We start from the raw sequence: 15,757 nt of genomic DNA, 5'->3' as shown, positions 1-15,757 counted from the left end.
CGGCGGCAACATCGGCAACATGCAGAACCTCTCGGCCGGCGTCGGCAACCTCGCCAAGCAGAAGGCCTTCATCCAGCAGCGCTGATCCCGAACCCGCCCCCCACCCTTAACCCGGCCCGCCACCCGCCACGACGCGGGCGGCGGGCCGGCTTCCCCTTCGAAAGGGACGCCCCGATGCGCCGCACCGTCCGTGCCTTCGCCGTTGCCACCGTCCTGGGAACCGTCGCCTTCGCCACCCCCGGATTCGCCTTCGACGTGCAGTCGGGCGGCGTGCCGCTGTCGGCGCAGAGCGTCGCGATGCTGGCGAACCGGTTGGCCGCGCGCGCCGAGCGGGCGTCCATGGACGCAACGGGTCCGACCGCGACGGGACCGGCAACCGGTACGCCGAACGCCACCCTGACGCGGGACGAGCGGATGATGCGCTTCATGCTCGGCGGGCAGAACGGCGGACGGTCGAACGGTGCGGCGGACGGGCTGACAGACGCGAAGACGGCGCTGCGCAAACGTTGAGGAGCTGGAACGGACAAAGGGTTTTGGACACGGATGAACACGGATTTGATCGGATGAACACGGATGGGATGATCCCATGCCCGTGTTTCATCCGTGCGCAGGCGCAAGCCTGCATCCGTGTTCATCCGTGTCCAAAACCCTTTATCGGAATCGCTTTGTCCGGAACCCTCGCCCCCGCCCGCAAAGCGGACGGACGGCGTTACGCCGCGACGCCGCCCCGGCCGCCGAAGGTCCGGCCGTTCGCGGCGATGTCGTGGTTGAAGCCCTCGGCCACCCGGTCGTTGCCGTTGGAGGCGAGGCACAGCGTCACGTTGATCGCCGCCAGGATGGCGCCGTCGATCTGCTCCGGCCCGGCGCCGTACCGCTTGATCGCTTGCAGGGCGCGGGTGACGGAGGAGGCCATGGCGATGCTCCGAGGCAAGGGAGGAAGTGATCGCCAGGATGCCCCGAACCCGCCACGCCGCCTGTCGCGCAGCTCACACGAGCTCACAGATCATCGCCTCACAGTTTGAAAAAGCCGCGAAGCCGGGCCAGCAGATCCTGCGACCCGACCGCCGCCGGCCCCGGCTCGCCGCGCCCCTGGCGGTCGCGCGCCGCCTCGTTGCGGGTCTGGCGTTGCGCCATCAGCTCGGCGAGTTGCCGCGCCAGTTCCGGCCGTCGGCGCAGCACCGGGTCCACATGGCTCTTGTCCAGCTCGAAGACGACGGAGTCGGTGCAGGCGACCACCGACGCGCTGCGCGGCTGCCCGGTCAGCAGCGACATTTCCCCGAACACGTCGCCCGGCCGCAGGCGGTTGAGCCGGACCGGCCCCTGCTCTCCGGCGAGTTGGACGTCGAACACCCCCTCGGCGATCACGAACAGCGATTCGCCGTCCTCGCCCTGATGCACGGCGGTATCCCCGGCCAGCAGATGACGGCGCCGCATGGCCTGTCCCAGCTCCGCGATCTCCGAATCGTCGAAGGCGGCGAAGAGGTCGAGCTGGCGCAGCAGGCTCCGCCGCAAAGCGCCCGGCACCGGAACGGGCGCGCGGCGCGGCCGGAACTCCCGCTTCGGGCGGGCGAGGTCGATGCCGGCCCGGCCGAGATGCTCCAGCAGCACCGTCGCCACCGCGTCGCGCCCGGCCGTCAGGTGCGCATAGTCGTCCAGCCAGAACCGCGCCTGATAGGCGACGCCGTTGGGGGTCAGCGCCTCCACCACCACGTCGGGACGGGGATCGGGCAGCACGCCCTCGGCGCAGAGCAGCGCCGACAGCAGCACCCGCTTGGCGCGGGCGACCGGCACCTCCTGGTCCAGCAGGATGGGGATGGCGACCCGGAAGCGCCGCTCCGGGCTGCTGAAATTGGTGAAGCGGCTGCCGGCGACGATGCCGTTCGGCACGATGAGGGCGGTGCCCTCCGACGTGATCAGCCGGGTGGCGCGCCAGTTGATCTCGTCCACCTGACCGGCGGCACCGGGCGCCAACTCGATCCAGTCGCCGATGCGGTAGGGATGCTCGATGTTCAGCGCGATGCCGGAAAAGATATCGGCGATCATGTTGCGCAGGGCGAAGCCCAGCACGGCGATCACCACGCCCGAGGTCGCCAGCAGCCCGGTGACCGGCTGGCCGAGCACGAAGGCCAGAATCGCCAGCAGCGCCACCCCGTACAGAAGCGCGCGCAGCAGGTCGCTCAGCAGGCGCGGCATCCGGGGCGGCCGTCCCTGTCGCCCGTTGCCCGTCGCCAGCGCGTCGAGCAGCCGCGATCCCAGCCACGCCACAGCCAGCCACGCCGCCGCCGCGACCGCCATTTCCACGCCGTCGCCCAGCATGGGCCCGCCGAGCGCGGTCAGATGGTCGTGCAGCCAAGCCTTGTTCGCCACCGCGCCGGACAGGACCAGCAGCACCGCGACCGGGGACAGAAGAGGCCGGAAGACGGTCATGGCGGCGGATTCTCCCTCTGTTCGGACAGCACCGAACCACCACAGGCGGGACCGCGCCGTCAACCCCGCAACGCGCATCCCCGCCACCCGACGCAAAGAGGGGCGGAAGTCGCCGTCCGCCGCAACCGAATGGAACGGCGCATCCCCGGAAAAGGAGGCGCCACCGCCTTGCGGTATTACCGTGAATGACGCGGCGGGATCGCGCGCCATCCAGGCATAAGATGTCGGAAACCGAAGACAACCGAAAAGATGGGGAGGGCCGCCCATGCCGCGACCGTTGCCGTTCCTGTTCGCCGCCCTTGCGATGGCCGCGTTTCCGGCCGCCGCCGAGCGCGAGGCGGCGCCCGAGGGGGCGCGCGCCTACATCATGTGGCCCAAGGACGGTGCCGTGATCGACGGCGGAAAATTCTGGGTCCGCATGGGGTTGCAGAACATGGGGGTGGCGCCGGCCGGAATCCGCCGGGAGCGCACCGGGCATCATCACCTGCTGATCGACACCGACCTGACCAACCCCGACGAGCCGATCCCCAGCGACAAGCAGCACCTCCATTTCGGCGGCGGCCAGACGGAGGCGCGGCTGGAGCTGCCGCCCGGCCGCCACACCCTGCTGATGGTGCTGGGCGACGCCGACCATGTTCCCCACAACCCGCCGGTGACCTCCCCGAAGATCACCATCACCGTCCGCTAGCGGAGGATCCCATGCTGTCACGGACATCCACGCTGCTGGCCGCCGGACTGGCCGCCGGGCTGATCCTCGCCGCCGACGCGGCGCTGGGGCAGGAGGCGCCGGCCGCCGCTCCGGGTTCGCATGCCGCCCATCAGGACTCCGACGCTCCGGCCAGCACCGGCCGCTCCGCCGGGCGGAAGGACGCGCAGCTCTACATCGGATGGCCGACGGACGGGGCCGTGGTCGGCACGCGCTTCAAGGTGTGGTTCGGGTTGCGCAACTTCGGCGTCGCCCCGGCCGGCGTGGCGCGCGACGCCACCGGGCACCACCACATCCTGATCGACACCAAACTGACCAAGTTCGACGAGCCGATCCCCAGCGACAAGCAGCACCTGCATTTCGGCAGCGGCCAGACCGAGACCTATCTGGAGCTGCCGCCCGGCCGCCACACGCTGCAACTGGTGCTGGGCGACGCCAACCACATCCCCCACGATCCGCCGATCGTCTCCAAGGTGGTCACGATCACCGTCCAGGCCCGGCGCGGCAGCCCGCAGGTCTCGGCGCGCTGACCCCGCCCGTTCCGCAACGCACAGCAATGGAGGCACGAGGCATGGGCTCCACCCCCCACGGACACCCGCCGTTCCGCCGGCCCGCCGCCCGGCTGGCGCCGTTGCTGGCGGCGCTTCTGCTCACCGGCTGCATGACCTCCGGCGAGAAGGTCGCGGTGGTCCAGCAGCCCAAGACCCCGGCCGCGCGCACCATCAGCAGCTTCAGCGAGGCGTTGCGCTGCATGGACGGGCTGATGGCGGCCCATGGCAAACGCGACATCTACATCACCAGCAACGGCATCCCCGACGCGACCGGCCGGGTGGCCGGCGGCACCAAGGACATGCTGATCACCGCCGTCAGCCGGATGTCGGAGCGCTCGAACGCCTTCCGCTTCGTCGATTTCGAGCCGGCGCTGGACGACGTGAACGCGCTCTACTGGATGGTCGGCGTGCAGCCCAACTTCCGGGCGCCGTCCTACTACATCCGGGGCGCCATCACGCAGCTCGACGACAACGTGGTCAGCGAATCCATGGGGGCGGGAATCTCGCTGCCGGCGCTCGACCTCGGCGTCTCGGCCGATCAGGTGGCGTCGATGATCTCGGTCGACCTCAACGTCGGCGAACTGGTGACCCGCCAGATCATCCCCGGCATGTCGTCCAGCAACTCGCTGGCCGTGCTGACCTCGGGCAAGGGGGCCGACGCCGGCGCGGTGATCGGCAAGGCGGGGCTGTCCTTCAACGTCGCCTTCAACAAGTCGGAGGGGCTGCATCAGGCCGTCCGCACCCTGGTCGAGCTCAGCACCATCGAGGTGCTGGGCAAGCTGACCCGCACCCCCTACTGGCAATGCCTGGGCATCGACCAGACCAACCCGGCCTTCATGGGGCAGGCGCGCGACTGGTTCGACGCCATGCCGGCGGCCCAGCGCGTCACCTTCGTGCAGAGCACGCTGGCGTCCGAGGGCTATTACGACGGCGCCGTGTCGGGCGAGCTGAACGAGCCGACGCGCAGCGCCGTGTCGCGCTATCAGGCCGACCACGACCTGATCGCCACCGGTCGGATCGACTTCGACCTGTACCAGCGGATGCTGGCCCAGCCGTCGGGCAGCAAGCAGCTTCCGCCGGGGCGGCTCCAGACCGTCAGCAACGCCGGGGGCGAGGGGCTGCCCCGCCCCGCCCCGCTCCCGGCCGGAACGGCGCCCGAACTGATCCTGTCGTCGGACCGTGGACCGCAGCCGCGCTACCGCGTCGGCGAGCCGCTGGTGGTGCGGGTGTCGCCGACCGCCGACGGCTTCGTCTACTGCTATTACCAGGACACCGCCGGGACGGTCGCCCGCATCTACCCCAACCGCTTCCAGCCCGACGCCTTCGTCGAGGCCAACCGGCAGGTCGAGATCCCGCCCGGCAACCAGAAGCCCTTCAACCTGCGCATGGACCGCCCCGGCGACAAGGAGGCCATCGCCTGCGTGGTGACGCGCGACGAGATGGGCGTGCGCCTGCCCGACCGCTTCAAGACGGAGGATCTCCAGCCGATCCCCGGCGCCACCCTCGCCAGCGTGACGGAGGCCTTCGCCGCCGCGTCCGGCGGGGCGGCGCGGTCCAAGCGGATGGCGATCCAGGTGGCTCCGGCGGCGGTCGCGTCGGGCGAATGAGAGGGCGGACGGGAGAGTGAGCCCGGCTGTGGGCCGGCTCACAGAAGCCGCCGGGGGGCGGTGCTAGAACGGAGGCAACAGGGGCGTCCATCCAGGCCCAACCACCTCATCCCATGGAGATTGCCATGCCGACGCGCAGCCGGTCGCCTTTGGCCCGTTTCGCCCTTCCGGTCCTCGCCATCGCCGTCGCGGGGGCCGCCGGCGCCTGCGCCGCGCCGGCCCTGGCCCAGAGCGTGGAGGGCAGCGGGTCGTCGAGCGTCCTGATGTTCGACCGCCCGCCGACCGTGGACGAGCTGCGCGAGGTGGTGGCGCCCAAGCCGCGCACCCGCAGCATCGAGATCATGGGCGGCGTCGCCAACGGCGCCGCCCAGCGCCCGCGCCCGGCCGAGCAGGCCAGCTACCCGTCGGAGCCCGCCCCGGCGGCGCCGGCACCCGCCAAGGCCGCGCCGAGGCCCGCCGCGAAGGCGCCGCCCGCCCAGCAGACCACCACCCAGCCCGCGATCAACCAGCAGGCCGCCCCGCCCGAACCGCGCCAGCAGGCGGCGCTGCCCGCCCCGGCGCCCGAGCCGGAACCGGCGGCCCCCAACGCGTTCGGCTTCCGCATCAACTTCGCCTTCAATTCGGCCGACATCCCGCGCGAGTTCCAGCCCTACGTCGACGCGGTCGGCGGGCTGATGACGCAGGACAATTCCCTGGTGCTGGTGGTGGAGGGGCACACCGACGCGGTCGGCAGCGCGAATTACAACCAGACCCTGTCGCAGCGCCGCGCGGTGGCGGTCGGCGAGTATCTGGTGCGCGTCCACCACATCGACCCGCAGCGCATCGCCGTGGCCGGCAAGGGGCCGAGCGAGCCGGTGATGGCCGACCCCTACGACGGCCGCAACCGCCGCGTCGAGTTCAAGCCCGCCCGCTGACCCGCCCAACCCAGGGGAGGACGCCCATGAGACGCCTTCTGTCCTGCGCCGCGGCGCTCGGCCTGCTGCTGTCGGGAAGCGCCGACGCCACCCTCGTGAAGAAGCGCGACGGCACCAGCGTCGGCGCGGCCCCCGGCGGGGTCGACGTCGGGGTGCCGACCGGCAAGGTCCGCGTCCAGTGCTGGCAGGATGGCCGCAAGATCATCGATGAAGGCAACCTCGCCATCGTGTCCATGAGCATCGCCAGCCAGCTCAACGGCCTGCATTTCCGCCGCGAGAGCGGACCGGACGGCTCCCTATCGGTGGTCGCCCAGGCGCGGACCACCTGCCTGCTGGGCGGGCACGAGTAGAGTTTCCCTCTCCCGCCCCGGGAGAGGGAAGGGGCCCATGCGCCAGCATGGGAAGGGTGAGGGGCTATCGGAACATGGATCAAGTACCACGCCCGATAGCCCCTCACCCTCCCCGCTTCGCGGGTCCCCTCCCTCTCCCGGGACGGGAGAGGGCATCTTCCCCGCTTTCTGCAAGGATCAACCGCCATGACGCATCGTTCCGCAGTCCGCCTTTGCGCCGGGACCGTCCTGGCGACCGCCGTCACGCTGTCTCCCGCCGCTTGGGCCGCCGAGGCGGTGGTCGTCGCCTCCACGGCGCCGGGCTACGCGCTGGGCCAGATCGTCGCCGACGGCGCCTCGGTGACCGTGCCGGAGGGGGCCGGCGTCATGCTGCTGTTCGCCAGCGGCCGGACGCTGCGCATCAAGGGCCCCTACGCCGGTCCCTTCGACAGCCTGCGCGACAAGAGCCAGGACACGGGCGCCCGCCCCTCGCTCGGCGGGCTGGTCAGCAGCGAGCGCTTTGTCCAGACCGACCTCGGCGCCGCCCGCACCTTCGGCTCGCCGCTGAACAAGGCGGCGGAGCGCGCCTTCGCCATCGATCCGGGCATCGCCGGCACCTATTGCGTCCCGGCCGGCGGCAAGCCGGTCCTGACCCGTCCACGCGACGGCGCCCTGACCAGCGTGGCATTGTCCGGCGCCGGGCGCGAGGCGCCGGTGACCGTCACCTGGACCGGCGACGCCCCGGCCCTCTGGCCGACCGACCTATCGCTGGCCGACGGGGCCGAGATCCGCGTCGGCGGCCCCGACGGCACCCCGCGCCACACGCTGCGCTTCCGCACCCTGGATCCGCCGCCCAACGGCACACCCAATGGTGCGGCGCTGGCCCTGCGGCTGGCCGGAGCCGGCTGCGCGCGGCAGGCGGCGGCGCTGCTGACGCCGCTGCGCGACTTGGTGGTGCCGCTCGACGTCTATCTGGCGGCCGATCGCGGGCCGCAGGCGAGCTACCGGCCGGGCGATCCCATCCGTCTGGTGCTCCAGGCCAACCGCGACGCCCATGTCTATTGCTACTTGCGCAACACGCGCGGCCAGTTGATTCCGCTCTTCCCCGCCGGCAGCGGGACGAGCGCCGCCGTCGCCGCCGACACGCCGCTGACCATGCCGGGCGAGCGCATGACGCTGCCGCTCCAGGCCGGCGAGACCGCCGGTGACATGGAGGTGCGCTGCGTCGCCGCCGACCACGACCTCGGCGGCGACCTGCCGGGTCGGGCCGACGCCTTCCGCCCGATGACCGCCGACACGGTGGCGCAGCTCGACCGCGCGCTGAACGGCATGCGCGACACCGAGGTGGTCATGGCTCAGGTCATCCTGCGGGTCCGTTGACATGGCGCCTGCGGAGGCCGGGGGCGGAACCGAAGCGTGGCGGACGGCCCTCAACGTTGCCGTCATCGTCGCCGGGATCGCCGCGCTGGCGGTCGGGCTGACGCATCTGGTGCCGCCGTTGCGCTCGGCCGACGAGACCTTCGGCGATCTGCAGATCGCCTATCTTTCCCCACCGCAGCCGCCGCATCCGGGCGTCGCGCTGGTGACGCTGGGGGAGGACAGCTTCGCGACGCTGGTCTGCCGCTCGCCCATCGACCGGGGCTTCCTTGCCGACCTGATCGGCCGGCTGGAGGCCGCCGGGGTCCGTGCCATCGGCCTCGACATCCTGTTCGACCAGCCGACCCTGCCGACGCTCGACGAGGGGCTGCGCCGCCGCATGCTGGACGCCCGCATCCCGGTGGTGGCGGTCACCGCGCTGGCGGAGACCCCGCTGACCGAGACGCAGCGGCGCTTCCTCGACGGCTTTCTCGACGGTGTGCCACGGGGCCACGCCAACCTCGCCAAGGATCCGCTCGACGCCACGGTGCGCTGGCACGTCCCGCAGGGGCCGGACGGCACCCCCAGCCTGCCGGCCAAGCTCGCCTCCCTCGCCGGGGCCGCCATCCCCGACGCCCCCTTCCGCATCGACTGGCGCCCCGGCCCGGTGCCCGGCGAGCCGCCCTTTCCGTCCTACCCGGCGGAACTGGTGGGGCTGCTGCCGCCGGGCTGGCTGGCCGGGCGGATCGTTCTGGTCGGCACCGTGCTGAACGGCATCGACCGCCACCGCACGCCGCTGGCCTTGGCCGGAACGGCGACGCCCGGCGTGGAGACCCAGGCGCAGGTGCTGGCCCAACTGCTCGACGGCCGGACCAGCCCGCGCCTGTCGCTTGCCGCCGAGACCGCGCTGACCCTGGCGATGGCCGCCGCCGGGGTAGCCCTCGCCCTCACAGGCCTGCCGCTCGGGCTGCTGGCGGCGGTCAGCCTCGTTCCGCTGGCGGGGCTGTGGGTGGGCGGCGCCGTGCTGTTCGCGCAGGGCGGGCCGCTGGTGCCGCTGATGGCGCCGTCGATGGCGTGGCTCGGCGGCACGGCGGCGATGGCGGCGCATCTCTCGCTGCGGGCGCGGGCCGACCGGCGGGTGCTGATGCGGCTGTTCGCCAACCACGTCTCGCAGCCGGTCGCCGACGAGATCTGGCGCGAGCGCGCCACCTTCATGGCCGGCAACCGCCCGCGCCCGCAGCACCTGACCGCCACCGTCCTGTTCTCCGACATCGAGGGCTTCACCACCGTCTGCGAAGCGCTGGAGCCGGAGCCGCTGATGCGCTGGCTGGAGGGCTACCTCGACGCCATGGTCCGCATCGTCGCCGCGCATGACGGGGTGGTGCTGCGCTTCATCGGCGACGCCATCCTGGCGGTGTTCGGCGTGCCGGTCGCCCGTACTACCCAGGCGCAGATCGACGCCGACGCCGAACGCGCGGTGCGCTGCGCCGTGCAGATGGGCCGCGAACTCGCCACGCTGAACCGGCAGTGGCGGGAGGAGGGGTTGCCGCCGGTCGGGGTGCGCGTCGGCATCCACACCGGGCCGCTGGTCGCCGGCAGCATGGGCGGCCTGCGCCACATGGAATACTCGCTTCTGGGCGACACGGCGAACACGGCGGCCCGGCTGGAAAGCCACGCCAAGACGGTCGGCGCGCGCTCCTCCCCCCATTGCCGGATCGTCATCGGCGACCCGACCGCCCAGGCGGTGCGCGGCAAGATCGCGGTGCTGCCGGTGGGCGAGGTGGCGCTGAAGGGCAAGGCGAACCCGGTCCGCATCTGGCTGGTCGTCGACGAACCGGAAGACCAGACCGGCACGACGCCCCTGGAGCCGGAAGAATCGGAAAAGACCAGCCTGTGACGTGAGCGCGCGAATATTTTCGAACGCGCGAACGTGGTGCCCCGATGGAAAGAGCCGAGGCATCGTTATACGGGTTAGGCTGAACGAGCGGCTTGGCAGGTCCCTGACCGACCGATAGAGTTCCCGCAATCGCACAGTCCCGAACCCGGTCGCCGGAAGTCCCCACGCGCCGCAACGGCGCGTTCATTCCTCCGCGACTCCATTCTCCGCGATCAAGGAGGCGATAGGATGGAAGGAGGGTGGAAGCGGCGCAGGCCCGCCCTGGCCGCGCTGCCGATCATAACCGTCTGGATCGTCGCCCTGGCCCTCACCCTGGCCATGGCCGCGCAGGCCGCCGGCCCGCCAACACCCGCGACCGCGCCCGAAAAGCGGATCGCCTTGGTCATCGGGTTGAACGCCTACCAGCACGCCCCGGAGCTGGTGAACCCGCGCAACGACGCCCGCGCCGTCGCCGACGCCTTCCGCAAGCTGGATTTCACGGTGGAGGAGCAGTACGACCTCGACATGCGGGGCTTCGGCACCACGCTGCGCACCTTCGGCATCCGCGCGGCGCAGGCCGACGTGGCGGTGCTCTACTACGCCGGGCATGGCATCCAGGTGGCGGGGACCAACTACCTGATCCCGTCGGACGCCCAGCTGGAGCGCGAGCGCGATCTGGTCTACGAGGCGGTGCCGCTGAACCTGCCGCTTGGCGAGCTGTCGCAGGCGCGCAAGCTGGGCATCCTGATCCTCGACGCCTGCCGCAACAACCCCTTCGTCGACCGGCTGACCCGCACCGGCACCAACAAGATGCAGGCCCATCCCGGCTTCGGCCGGGTCGACGACACGCCGAGCGACACGCTGGTCGCCATGGCGACCCGCGCCGACCAGCTCGCCGAGGACGGCACCGGCGAGCACAGCCCCTACACCGACGCCCTGCTCCAGCATCTGGCGACGCCGGGTCTGGAGCTGAGCCTGTTCTTCCGCAACGTGCGCGACACGGTCAAGCAGGCGACCGACGGGCGCCAAGACCCGTTCATCTACGGCTCGCTGGGCGCCACCCCCTTCTACTTCAACCCGCGCCCGCCCAACCGCCCGCCGGTGCTGCCCGAGGCGCGCCCGATCACCGTGTCCGACCGCGCCGAGCCCGAGCCGCTGCGCATCGGCCTGCCGACCGACCCCGACGACGACCAGCTCTTCGCCCGCATCACCGGCCTGCCGCGCGGCGGCTCCGTGCGCATCGGCGAGCGCAGCGTGCTGATCGGCGACTACCTGACGGTGGAGCAGTTGGCGGCGGCGAGCTTCAAGCCGGACGCCAGCCTGCGCGGCGACGCCGGCGGCTTCGAGTTCGTGGTGATGGACGGGCGCGGCGGCAACGCGCGCGGCTTCGTCCCGATCACCGTGCGGCCCAGCAACCGCCCGCCGGTCCTGGTGTCGGAACGCCGCCTGACGGTCACCCCCAATCCCTTGCGGATCGAGCCGCCGAACGACCCGGACGGCGACCCGCTGACCATCACCGTCACCGCCATCCCGGAACGCGGCCGGGTGGTGACCGGCGACCGTCCTTTGCGCCCCGGCGACACGCTGACCGCCGACGCGCTGGCCGGGTTGCTGTTCGAGCCCGAGCGCGCGTCCCCCGGCCCGGCCGGCGCCTTCGCCTTCACCGCCGACGACGGGCGGGGCGGCGTGTCGAGCGCCACGGTCGCGGTGGAGATCGGCGAAGCCGGCGCGTCCCCGCCCGCCGCCGACGCCGAGGAGACGGTGTGGCAGCGCGTGCGGGGCAGCAACGATCCCGCCGACGCCGAGGCGTTCCTGCGCCTGTTCGCCACCGGCGGCTACGCGGCGGCCGCCCGCCAGCGCGTGGACCAGTTGCGCGCCGGCCGTCCCGTGGAATCGGCCGCACTGTCCGGCAGCAGCGCCCCGCCGCAACCACCCCCGTCGCCGGCCCTTGCAGCCAATGCCGCAACGGCGCCCAGGCCACCCACTGCCCCAACGGCACCGTCCCCCCCGCCGACCAACGGCAGCGCGCGCAACCACGGCAACGGCAACAGCTTCCAGGATTGCGGGGACTGCCCGGTGATGGTCCGCCTGCCGCCCGGCAACTTCCAGATGGGCAACGACAAGGGCGACGCGTCGGAGCGCCCGCCGCACCGCGTCACCTTGGCCAAGCCGGTCGCGCTCGGCGCCTACGAGGTTCTGGTCGGCGAATGGCGCGCCTGCGTGCAGGGCGGCGGCTGTTCCGACATGCCGCGCATGAGCAACGCCGGCGACAGCACCCCGGTCCACAACGTCAGTTGGGACGACGCCCAGGCCTATGTGAAGTGGCTGAGCCAGAAGACCGGCCAGCGCTACCGGCTGCCCAGCGAGGCGGAGTGGGAATACGGCGCCCGCGGCGGCACCGCCGGGGCCTATTGGTGGGGCGGCGACAAGGGGATCTTCGCCGATTGCCAGAACTGCGGCGGCCCGCAGAACCCGCTGACCCCCGCCTCGGCCGGCAGCTTCAAGCCGAACCCCTTCGGGCTGCACGACATGAACGGCGGCGTCGCGGAATGGGTCGCCGATTGCTGGAACAAGGACTACGCGGGCGCCCCCGCCGACGGCAGCGCCTGGCAGCGCGGCAATTGCCGGAAGCGGGTGCTGCGCGGCGGCTCCTGGCGCAACACCTTGAGCGACATCACCGACACCGCCCGCAACCTCTACGACCAGGACGTTCGCTACCCCAACAACGGCTTCCGCGTGGCGCGCGAGCTGAACTGACGGGAGGGCGGCGCCTCAGCGTTGGATCGACTTCACCCTCTGCCCGGCGAAATTGCCGCTCCCCGACGCGATGTTAATGGCGCTGTTGGCGTTGTTGAACTGGACGCCGCCGTTCTTCATCGCGAAGGGCAGATAAGGCAGCGGCCCCAGCGTCGTCGCCAGCGCGTCCGGCTGGCCGGCCACGGGCAGCGGCGCGGCCGGCCCCGCGGGGACGTCCGGCATGCTGGCCGGCATCCGGGGAACGTCAGGAAGGTTCGGCCCCTTCGTGTGGGTCTTGCCCTTGCGGGGCGCCGGATCGGCGCTGGCGGTGACCGGCGCCGAAGTCGCCGGGATGGGCTGCTGGGCCGGAGCCGAGGGCTCGACGGCCACCCCGCCGCTCTCCCCGCTGCCGTAGGATTCGCCGCCGCCGTAGGTGGCGACGCCCTGGTCGGTGGAGTTGCCCTCGCCGATGGCGATGTTCAGCGCGCTGTTGATGTTGTTCACGATGAAGGGCGCGTCGATGAAGGTGATGCTGGGCTGGAACTCCACCGGCGGCTGGCGGCTGGCGGCCAGCGGCTGGCCCTGGTGGAAGCCGGCGAGGAAACCGGCGTCGCCGCGCGTCTTGGCGATCAGCTGCTGGTGGACCTCCTTGCGGCTCTGCGCCGGGTTGGTCACCCGCATGCCGGGAGGGGCGCCGCGCCGCGCCGCGTTGACGAAGACCGGCTGGCGCGCCGGCTGGGCGAAGGCCTGGGCGAGGTTGGCCGGGCTGACGCCCTCCGGCCCGAAGCCGATGCCGCCGCGGTCCTGCGCCGCCGCCCCGGAGGCCGACAGCAGGAGAACCGCGATGCCGTGCAGAAGACGGGCGCGCCGCATGGGAACCTCCCTGGACGATGGGTGGGGACGGGGACGAGCGGGTCGGAAAATGCCGCGCCGGAGGACGCGCGTCAGTGGACGCGCAATGGCTCCAGATCCTGGCGGCGGAGCACCGCGAAGGCCAGTTCGGCGCTGGGAAGATGGTCGATCAGCCGGCCGTCCGCCGCGTGGACGGCGAACATCGCGCGCCCTTCCAGCAGGACCGGCTTCACATAGGCGCTCTCGTGGACGCCGAGATCGGCGAAGAACCGGTCGGCGGCGCTCCAGCGGGGAAGAGGGGCGGGTCGGGACATCGGGGGCTCTCCTAGTCGGCGGCTTCGCGCCGCATGAGAGGAACCCTACCGCCCGCCCGGCCCCGGCGCTGTGACGCGCGCCACAGGCGACGGGTTTTTCACGCGCAGCTCTCGCCCAGCTCCTCCAGCGCCTCGCGGTCGAGGATGGTGATGCGGCCGGCGTCGAGCCGCAGGACACCGTTGCGCTGCCACTCGTTCAGCAGCTTGTTGATGCTCTCGCGCGACACCCCGACCAGACAGCCGAGCTGCTGCTGCGACAGCTTGATGTCGAGCTGCGTCCCGTCCTTCGCCGGACGGCCGAAGGCGTCGCCCAGCCGTTGCAGGGCGCGGGCGAAGCGCGAGGAGGCCTCCAGGAACAGGGTGTCCTCCAGATGCTCGCTGGTCTGGCGCAGCCGCTTGCACAGCACGCCGATCAGGCGCAGCGCCACCTCCGGCCGCTCCGTCAGGAAAGGCATCAGCTGGTTGCGGTCGAGCACCAGAAGGTCGGTCTCCTCCAGCGCCACCGCGTCGGCGGTGCGCGGCTCGCCGTCCAGCAGGGCGATCTCGCCGAACAGGCCGCCCCGGTTGACGATGCTGAGCACCAGCTCCTTGCCGTCCAACGAGTGGGAGCAGATCTTCACCCGCCCGCGCACCACCGCCATCATGCTGCTGCCGGGATCGCCCTTCTGGAAGATCACCGCGTTGCGGGGGTGGTAGGTCAGCCGCGAGCCGGCGGCCAGCCGGTGCAGGTCGTCGCGTTGCAGATGCTTCAAAAGGAAATGCCCGGCGAGGACGAGTTCCTTGTCGAACGCGATCCGGCTTGCGGTCATGTCCGGCCTCCCTGGGCCATTGGACGTTGATCAGGGGTGGTGAAGGCGCCATCCTACACCGGACGGATCCCCGCGCCGGAGCCGCCAATGGCGGTACTTCACCGTTGCGCCCCCCTCCCTATCGCGCGGCGGCGCCGCTCAGGGAAGTTTGCCGAGCCGCAGGTCGAGCGTCCCGGCGCGCACGCGCAAGCCCTGCGCGTCCCGCTCGACGGACACGGCGCCGGCCTGCGGCCTGAAAGCGGGCGGCATGGAGCCTGTCGGGGGGCCGGACGGAACGCCGGGCATGACCTCGTCCCACGCGTCGGACGGATCATCCTCCGGCGGCAGGGCCGCTCCTCCCCCAACGGCCCGGCCCGGCGTGGACGAGCAGGCGGTCCGGCCGTCGACGGTCTCGCAACGCAGCGTTCCCGGCCCGCTCAGGCATTGGGTCCGCCCGTTGACGGTCTGGCAGGTCGTCGCGTCGCCGCTCTGCGTGCAGACGCTGCGCCCGTTGACCGTGCGGCACACCGAGGAGGCCGCCTGCGCCGCGACCGGCTGCACGGCGGCGAGCGCGGCACAGGCCAGCAGGATCATGGTTCTGGACATCGAACACCCCCGGTCTTCTGGAAATGCGGAGGAAAAGGGTACGGCCGGCACCGCCTCCGCGTTGCCGGCCCGCCCGTGGATGGAAGAGTCTCAGCGGCGAAGGCCGGTGGCCCTCTGGCCGGCGACGTTGCCGAGCCCCGCCGCCACGTTCGTGGTGTAATCGACGTTGGTGCTGACCAGCGGACCCCGGCCGGTCATGTTCAGCCCGACCTGCACCCCGTTGCCGACGCCAGGGCTCCCCAGGACCCGCTGCTGAGCGGTGTTGTTGAGGCCGGCGGCGGTGTTGGTGGCGACCCCGACGTTGGTGCTGACCAGCGGACCGAACCCGACGCCGGGGCCGGAGCCCATCGGACCGGACTGCATCCCGGTCGCCCGCTGCTGGGCGGTGTTGCCGATCCCCGCCGCCGTGTTGGTGGTGGTGCCGACGTTGGTGGCGGTCAGGCCGCCCAATCCGGGGCTACCAAGACCAGGGAAACCTCCCGGCCGGCCCGGCAGGGTGTCGGCCATGGCGGAACCCGCCAGGAGGGCGACGGCGAAGCCGCCGAGCAGGATGGTGCGGAACATGGAGGCGATCTCCTCAAGCGGACAGGGGGGGGGGGCGGGTTCGGGATCAGCGCTGCTGGATAAAGGCCTTCTGCTTGGCGAGGTTGCCGACGCCGGCCGAGAGGTTCTGCATGTTGCCGATGTTGCCGCCA

General features: G+C 71.9%; 16 protein-coding genes. 9 read left to right on the top strand and 7 right to left on the bottom strand.

The window, feature by feature from the left end; all coding sequences use genetic code 11:
• Positions 1–174 precede the first annotated feature (174 nt).
• On the top strand, positions 175–510 hold the full coding sequence (locus EJ913_RS30670) for a hypothetical protein (RefSeq protein WP_127005134.1): 336 nt from the start codon (positions 175–177) through the stop codon (positions 508–510).
• Between the two features lie 199 nt (positions 511–709).
• Here the strand turns inward: EJ913_RS30670 and EJ913_RS30665 are convergent, their stop codons facing one another.
• Both EJ913_RS30665 and EJ913_RS30660 read right to left on the bottom strand, forming a co-directional pair.
• The gene (locus EJ913_RS30665) at positions 710–913 is read right to left on the bottom strand and encodes a hypothetical protein (RefSeq protein WP_127005133.1); all 204 of its coding nucleotides are present in this window, start codon (positions 911–913) and stop codon (positions 710–712) included.
• Between the two features lie 98 nt (positions 914–1,011).
• Positions 1,012–2,427 (bottom strand): mechanosensitive ion channel family protein, encoded by a 1,416-nt coding sequence (locus EJ913_RS30660; RefSeq protein ID WP_127005132.1) that lies wholly within the window; start codon positions 2,425–2,427, stop codon positions 1,012–1,014.
• 265 nt (positions 2,428–2,692) lie between these two features.
• Between EJ913_RS30660 and EJ913_RS30655 the strand changes: the two genes are divergently transcribed.
• The 8 genes from EJ913_RS30655 (at position 2,693) to EJ913_RS30620 (ending at position 12,523) form a co-directional block, all read left to right on the top strand.
• Positions 2,693–3,115, top strand: coding sequence for a DUF4399 domain-containing protein (locus tag EJ913_RS30655; RefSeq protein WP_127005131.1), 423 nt, complete (start codon positions 2,693–2,695; stop codon positions 3,113–3,115).
• Between the two features lie 11 nt (positions 3,116–3,126).
• Positions 3,127–3,663 (top strand): DUF4399 domain-containing protein, encoded by a 537-nt coding sequence (locus EJ913_RS30650; RefSeq protein WP_127005130.1) that lies wholly within the window; start codon positions 3,127–3,129, stop codon positions 3,661–3,663.
• A 41-nt stretch (positions 3,664–3,704) separates the two neighbouring features.
• On the top strand, positions 3,705–5,291 hold the full coding sequence (locus tag EJ913_RS30645) for a DUF4384 domain-containing protein (protein ID WP_127005129.1): 1,587 nt from the start codon (positions 3,705–3,707) through the stop codon (positions 5,289–5,291).
• Positions 5,292–5,416: 125 nt separating this feature from the next.
• The gene (locus EJ913_RS30640) at positions 5,417–6,205 is read left to right on the top strand and encodes an OmpA family protein (RefSeq protein WP_127005128.1); all 789 of its coding nucleotides are present in this window, start codon (positions 5,417–5,419) and stop codon (positions 6,203–6,205) included.
• A gap of 26 nt (positions 6,206–6,231) precedes the next feature.
• A complete protein-coding gene (locus EJ913_RS30635; RefSeq protein WP_127005127.1) occupies positions 6,232–6,555 on the top strand; it encodes a hypothetical protein in 324 nt (107 codons plus the stop codon).
• 186 nt (positions 6,556–6,741) lie between these two features.
• A complete protein-coding gene (locus EJ913_RS30630) occupies positions 6,742–7,914 on the top strand; it encodes a DUF4384 domain-containing protein (RefSeq protein WP_127005126.1) in 1,173 nt (390 codons plus the stop codon).
• A gap of 1 nt (position 7,915) precedes the next feature.
• Positions 7,916–9,787: an adenylate/guanylate cyclase domain-containing protein gene (locus tag EJ913_RS30625; RefSeq protein WP_127005125.1), complete on the top strand. Its 1,872-nt coding sequence runs from the start codon at positions 7,916–7,918 to the stop codon at positions 9,785–9,787.
• A gap of 228 nt (positions 9,788–10,015) precedes the next feature.
• The gene (locus tag EJ913_RS30620) at positions 10,016–12,523 is read left to right on the top strand and encodes an SUMF1/EgtB/PvdO family nonheme iron enzyme (protein ID WP_127005124.1); all 2,508 of its coding nucleotides are present in this window, start codon (positions 10,016–10,018) and stop codon (positions 12,521–12,523) included.
• Between the two features lie 15 nt (positions 12,524–12,538).
• Here the strand turns inward: EJ913_RS30620 and EJ913_RS30615 are convergent, their stop codons facing one another.
• The 5 genes from EJ913_RS30615 to EJ913_RS30595 form a co-directional block, all read right to left on the bottom strand.
• Entirely contained in the window at positions 12,539–13,375 is an 837-nt protein-coding gene (locus EJ913_RS30615) for a hypothetical protein (RefSeq protein WP_127005123.1), read from the bottom strand.
• A gap of 71 nt (positions 13,376–13,446) precedes the next feature.
• Positions 13,447–13,668 carry a DUF1150 family protein gene (locus tag EJ913_RS30610; RefSeq protein ID WP_127005122.1) on the bottom strand — a complete coding sequence of 74 codons (222 nt, stop codon included), beginning with the start codon at positions 13,666–13,668 and terminating at the stop codon, positions 13,447–13,449.
• 98 nt (positions 13,669–13,766) lie between these two features.
• Positions 13,767–14,477, bottom strand: coding sequence for a Crp/Fnr family transcriptional regulator (locus tag EJ913_RS30605; protein ID WP_127005121.1), 711 nt, complete (start codon positions 14,475–14,477; stop codon positions 13,767–13,769).
• A gap of 138 nt (positions 14,478–14,615) precedes the next feature.
• Positions 14,616–15,062, bottom strand: coding sequence for a hypothetical protein (locus tag EJ913_RS30600; protein ID WP_127005120.1), 447 nt, complete (start codon positions 15,060–15,062; stop codon positions 14,616–14,618).
• A gap of 90 nt (positions 15,063–15,152) precedes the next feature.
• Positions 15,153–15,626 carry a hypothetical protein gene (locus tag EJ913_RS30595; protein ID WP_127005119.1) on the bottom strand — a complete coding sequence of 158 codons (474 nt, stop codon included), beginning with the start codon at positions 15,624–15,626 and terminating at the stop codon, positions 15,153–15,155.
• Between the last annotated feature and the right edge of the window lie 131 nt (positions 15,627–15,757).

The organism is Azospirillum doebereinerae (genome assembly GCF_003989665.1).
Taxonomy (GTDB): Bacteria; Pseudomonadota; Alphaproteobacteria; order Azospirillales; family Azospirillaceae; genus Azospirillum; species Azospirillum doebereinerae.
This window is presented reverse-complemented; position numbering and strand designations above follow the sequence as displayed.

Coding starts and splice junctions, on each gene's coding strand:
- EJ913_RS30625 (WP_127005125.1), top strand. CDS start 7,916: ATGGCGCCTGCGGAGGCCGGGGGCGGAACCGAAGCGTGGCGGACGGCC.
- EJ913_RS30610 (WP_127005122.1), bottom strand. CDS start 13,668: ATGTCCCGACCCGCCCCTCTTCCCCGCTGGAGCGCCGCCGACCGGTTC.
- EJ913_RS30600 (WP_127005120.1), bottom strand. CDS start 15,062: ATGTCCAGAACCATGATCCTGCTGGCCTGTGCCGCGCTCGCCGCCGTG.
- EJ913_RS30640 (WP_127005128.1), top strand. CDS start 5,417: ATGCCGACGCGCAGCCGGTCGCCTTTGGCCCGTTTCGCCCTTCCGGTC.
- EJ913_RS30605 (WP_127005121.1), bottom strand. CDS start 14,477: ATGACCGCAAGCCGGATCGCGTTCGACAAGGAACTCGTCCTCGCCGGG.
- EJ913_RS30670 (WP_127005134.1), top strand. CDS start 175: ATGCGCCGCACCGTCCGTGCCTTCGCCGTTGCCACCGTCCTGGGAACC.
- EJ913_RS30630 (WP_127005126.1), top strand. CDS start 6,742: ATGACGCATCGTTCCGCAGTCCGCCTTTGCGCCGGGACCGTCCTGGCG.
- EJ913_RS30650 (WP_127005130.1), top strand. CDS start 3,127: ATGCTGTCACGGACATCCACGCTGCTGGCCGCCGGACTGGCCGCCGGG.
- EJ913_RS30595 (WP_127005119.1), bottom strand. CDS start 15,626: ATGTTCCGCACCATCCTGCTCGGCGGCTTCGCCGTCGCCCTCCTGGCG.
- EJ913_RS30635 (WP_127005127.1), top strand. CDS start 6,232: ATGAGACGCCTTCTGTCCTGCGCCGCGGCGCTCGGCCTGCTGCTGTCG.
- EJ913_RS30620 (WP_127005124.1), top strand. CDS start 10,016: ATGGAAGGAGGGTGGAAGCGGCGCAGGCCCGCCCTGGCCGCGCTGCCG.
- EJ913_RS30665 (WP_127005133.1), bottom strand. CDS start 913: ATGGCCTCCTCCGTCACCCGCGCCCTGCAAGCGATCAAGCGGTACGGC.
- EJ913_RS30645 (WP_127005129.1), top strand. CDS start 3,705: ATGGGCTCCACCCCCCACGGACACCCGCCGTTCCGCCGGCCCGCCGCC.
- EJ913_RS30615 (WP_127005123.1), bottom strand. CDS start 13,375: ATGCGGCGCGCCCGTCTTCTGCACGGCATCGCGGTTCTCCTGCTGTCG.
- EJ913_RS30655 (WP_127005131.1), top strand. CDS start 2,693: ATGCCGCGACCGTTGCCGTTCCTGTTCGCCGCCCTTGCGATGGCCGCG.
- EJ913_RS30660 (WP_127005132.1), bottom strand. CDS start 2,427: ATGACCGTCTTCCGGCCTCTTCTGTCCCCGGTCGCGGTGCTGCTGGTC.